The following is a 4,077-nucleotide window of genomic DNA, read 5'->3' on the forward strand; positions in this document are numbered from 1 at the left end:
GGGGGAGCCGGTGGCGACCACGAGCGCCCCGGCGAGGTCGGCCCCGACGACCGGGAGCCGGGACAACACGTCGAGCTCGCCCGGCTGAAGCAGGCCGACGCCGATCGTCAGCCAGAACAGCACCTGGTACGGGTTCGTCAGGGCGAGCACCAGCGCCTTGCGGAACCCCTTCCCCTCCGCCGCGATGGTCTCCTCCCCGGACGTCGGGCGGAACGACGCCCGCGCGCCCTGCGCCGCGCCGACGGCGAAGTACAGCATGAGGACGCCGCCGACCGCGACCATGACGCCCTGTAACAGCGGGAACGACTCCACGACCGCGACGACCCCGACGTACGCGAGGACGAAGAAGATCGCGTCGGCGGTCGCCGCGCCGAGCCCGGCGCGGAAGCCGGCGAAGCGACCGCGGAGGACGGCCTCCTCGGCGATCACCGCGTTCATCGGACCGGGCGGCGCGGCGAGCGCCAGTCCGAAGACGACGCCCGCCCCGAGCGTGACGAGGGTACTCACACCGCCCGCAACGCCCGGTTTCGTGAAAAACCCCGCGACAGCAGCGCGCTCGGGAGTGGCCGCTTCCGGACGCCGCGACCGGGATCCGGACACCGAGCGCCAGATCCGCACACGCCCGGCGCGCAAGGGGCGACGGCCCGCGGGCGGGGACCGGCGAGCACGGCGGAGCGAGCGCGTCCGACCCGGGACGCTCCCGGGCTACACGTCTTGGAGTTCCGCCTCGCGCAGCGCCTCGTTGAGGTCCTCGCGGACGCGCTCGCCGGTCTCGCGGTCCATCGCCGTGGTGACGATCCGGTTCTCCTGAACGCTGGAGCCGTCCCGCAGGAGCAGCCGGACGTTGCCGTTGGTCCCCGCCCGCGTCGCCTTCGCGCGGAGGCCGGTCCGCGACCCCGTCCCGCCGGCGTCGATGGGCCCGGGGACGATCTTCTTGACGTGCGGGTGCTCCGCGACCGTCTGGACGGCCTTCCGACCCTTGCGGTCGCCGATGAGCGTCGAGTGCGACCCGCCGATCTTCTCGCGGGGCGGGGTCTCGACCACCGCCAGCGACCGGTCGCCCCGGCGGTCGAGGACCCACTGAACGACCGGGCTCGCGTCCGCTCCGTCGTCGTCGGGAGCGCCGTCCGTCGCCGCGTCGCCGTTCCCTCCGGACGCGCCTCCGCTTCCGGTCGCGCCGCCGTCGGGGACGCGGTAGAACTCGTGGTGGAGCTGCGCGCGCGTCTCGCGGAGGGGTTCGCGCTCGCCGGCGGCGTAGACGGTCTCCGGGCGCTTCCGCCGGATCTCGTCGGCGACGCGCCCCGCGAAGTTCCGCAGCTGGACCTCGGTCAGCCGCTCGGCGTCCTCCGGCCGCGTGGTGATCGTCGTCTCGCCGACGACGGCGTCCTCGTCCAGCATCGTCAGCCGCGCGCGGTCGGCGTCGAACTCGGCCACGACCGCGTCCGCGTTGGCGGTGTTACAGGTCAGACAGTAGTCCCCCGGCTTCTGTAACGGGGTCCCACACCGCCGGCAGTTCATACCGATCGAACGGTCGTGGAAGATAAAAGGGCGTCCGTTCGCCGCCCGTTTCGGACCCCTCCGGCGACTCGCCCGGAGTTCCCCGCCGATCCGGAGCGACACCTTATAATCCTCCCCGGCCCCCGTACCGGACATGGACGGAGACCGACGCCGCGACGCCGAGGCCGGCTCCGAGGCGGACGTCGGCGACGGGGAGTCCGGCGAGGACCTGGCCGGCACGCTCGGGGCCGTCGAAGACCGACTGACGCGGCTGGTCCGCGACGGTCGGCTCAACGCGGTCGCCGCGTGGGCGATGATCGCGGTCCTGGCCGGCGTCCTCGTCGAGAGCGCGATCGACTACGACGTGCTGTCGGCGGCCATCGCCGTCGGGCTCGGCGCGGTCGTGCTCGCGCCGACCGCGGCGGCCCGGGACTGGCGGGCGATGCTCCCGGCCGAGCTGGTCGGCCTCTCGCTGCTCCCGATCCTCGTGCGCGCGCTCTCGGGCGGCGAGTTGGGGACGTTCGCGACGTACGTCGCCATCGCGGCGCTGGCGCTCGTTATCGCCGTCGACCTCCACATGTTCACGACGCTGCGCCTCACCCACTGGTTCGCGGTCGCCTTCGTCGTGATGGCGACGCTGGCGACGGCGGCTGTGTGGACGGTGCTGCGCTGGAACCTCGACCAGCGGGCCGGCACTGCGTACCTGACGACGAACGACGCGCTGATGGTCGAGTGGATGTACGTCACGCTGGCCGGGCTCGCGGCCGGACTCCTCTTCGACGGCTACTTCCGGGGGCGGGGACGCCGCCTGCGTCGGGTCATCCGCCGGGTGGTGCGGCGATGACGCTGCTCCCGCGGCCGTCGCTCGCGTCGCAGCGCCGGCTCACGGGCGCGATGCAGGTGCTCCTCGTCGCCATCGTCATCTACGGGTACCTCGCGGGCGAGCAGAAGGCGATCAGCAACGGGATCATCGCGCTCCTCGTCACGCTGGTCCCGGCGACGCTCGAACGCCGGTACGACCTCCCGCTCGACCCGTGGCTCGCCCTGTGGATCACGACGGCCGTGTTCCTCCACACGGTCGGGTCGGCCGGATTCTACGCCCGCGTCGAGTGGTGGGACCACATGACCCACGCGCTGTCGGCCTCGCTGGTCGCCGCGGTCGGGTACACGACGCTCCGGGCGGTCGACCTCCACAGCGACGGGATCCGGATCCCGTCGCGGTTCGCGTTCGTCTTCATCGTGCTCATCGTCCTCGCGTTCGGCGTGCTCTGGGAGCTGTTCGAGTTCGGCTTAGACATCGTCGCGACCGAGACGGGCATCGACATGCCGCTCGCGCAGCACGGGCTCGACGACACCGTGCTCGACCTGATGTACAACACCGCGGGCGCGGTGCTCGTGGGGCTCTTCGGACAGGCGCACCTCACGGGCGTCGCGGAGTTAGTGCGGGACCGACTGCTGCGGAGCGCGGCCGAGTAAGGTCGGGGCGCGCCGGAGTCGGAGCGCTCAGTCCAGACAGGCCGCCACGACCCGCAGCGCGGTCTCGCCCCGCACCTCGTTCGCGAGCAGCGGGACCCGCTTCACCTCGCGGGCGCGGAACAGGTCGGTCGCCTCCCGGAGCGCGTTCTGTTGGACCTCCCACCGGCGCGCGCAGAACTCGCAGGTGTCGGGGTTCGGCTCGACCACCCAGTCGGGGTCGATCCCGGCCGCTCCGTCGCCGGTCACGTCGCCGACGCCCTCCATCACCCGGTTGACGACGAGCGTGTTCACCGGGATGCCGAACTCGTCGAGCCGCGCGACGAGCCGCTCGGACTCCACGACGCTCATCTCCTCAGGGATCATCACGACGCGGAAGTCGGTCTTCGCCGGGTCACGCAGGACCGCGCGGAGCCGCTCGATGCGCTCGCGCAGTTCCTCGAGGTCGGCCGAGGGGTCGGGGTCGTCGTCGCCGCCGCCGAACATCCCCTTGATCCCGTCCATCATCCCGGAGAAGCGCTGCCGGAGTTTCATCACGCGGCCGAGCATCGAGTCCATGATCTCCGGCAGCTGGAGCAGGCGGAGCGTGTGGCCGGTCGGCGCGGTGTCGACGACGACGCGGTCGAACCGCGGGTCGTCGAGGTACTCCAGCAGCTGGCGCATCGCCGCGGCCTCGTCCGCGCCGGGCATCGTGCCGCCGAGGAGGCCGCCGAGCCCCTCTCCGTCCTCGCCCTCGGCGCCGCCCATCGGTCCATCGCCCCCCATCCCGCCCATCGCGTCGCCCATCTCGCCGAGGCCGCCGAGCGGGTCGCCGTCCGCCCCGAACATCCCCTCGTCGACCGCGGCGTCGGGGTCGATCTCGGCGGCGTACAGGGGCACGTCCTCGCGGATCCGCGCCGGCTCGGCCGGGATCTCGGTCTCGTAGGTGTCGGACAGCGAGTGGGCCGGGTCGGTCGAGACGACGAGCGTCCGGACGCCGCCCGCGGCCGAGGCGAGCCCCGTCGCGGCCGCCATCGTCGTCTTCCCGACGCCGCCTTTCCCGCCGTACAGCACGTAGTCGGGCGCGTCGACGCCAGCCGGGAGGTCGGCGAGATCGTCGTCGACGGT

At 72.8% G+C, this 4,077-nt stretch carries 5 protein-coding genes; 2 read left to right on the plus strand and 3 right to left on the minus strand.

Going from position 1 to position 4,077, the window contains the following annotated elements; all coding sequences use genetic code 11:
- Both Q0116_RS08090 and Q0116_RS08095 read right to left on the minus strand, forming a co-directional pair.
- Positions 1 to 507 (minus strand): LysE family translocator (locus Q0116_RS08090; protein WP_297886818.1); only part of this gene is annotated, 507 nt, incomplete at its 3' end.
- A gap of 198 nt (positions 508 to 705) precedes the next feature.
- Positions 706 to 1,518: a DUF2103 domain-containing protein gene (locus tag Q0116_RS08095; RefSeq protein WP_297886819.1), complete on the minus strand. Its 813-nt coding sequence runs from the start codon at positions 1,516 to 1,518 to the stop codon at positions 706 to 708.
- Positions 1,519 to 1,651: 133 nt separating this feature from the next.
- Here Q0116_RS08095 and Q0116_RS08100 point away from each other — a divergent pair, with 133 nt between their 5' ends.
- Positions 1,652 to 2,341, plus strand: a complete 690-nt coding sequence (locus Q0116_RS08100; RefSeq protein ID WP_297886820.1) for a hypothetical protein — start codon at positions 1,652 to 1,654, stop codon at positions 2,339 to 2,341.
- Complete coding sequence (locus Q0116_RS08105) at positions 2,338 to 2,973, plus strand: hypothetical protein (RefSeq protein ID WP_297886821.1); 636 nt, start codon at positions 2,338 to 2,340, stop codon at positions 2,971 to 2,973. Before Q0116_RS08100 ends, Q0116_RS08105 begins: the two co-directional genes overlap by 4 nt.
- A 27-nt stretch (positions 2,974 to 3,000) precedes the next feature.
- Here Q0116_RS08105 and Q0116_RS08110 read toward each other — a convergent pair.
- Positions 3,001 to 4,077: TRC40/GET3/ArsA family transport-energizing ATPase (locus Q0116_RS08110; protein ID WP_297886822.1), on the minus strand; the 1,077-nt coding region annotated here is incomplete at its 5' end.

Source organism: uncultured Halorubrum sp. (genome assembly GCF_937146585.1).
Classification (GTDB): Archaea; Halobacteriota; Halobacteria; order Halobacteriales; family Haloferacaceae; genus Halorubrum; species Halorubrum miltondacostae.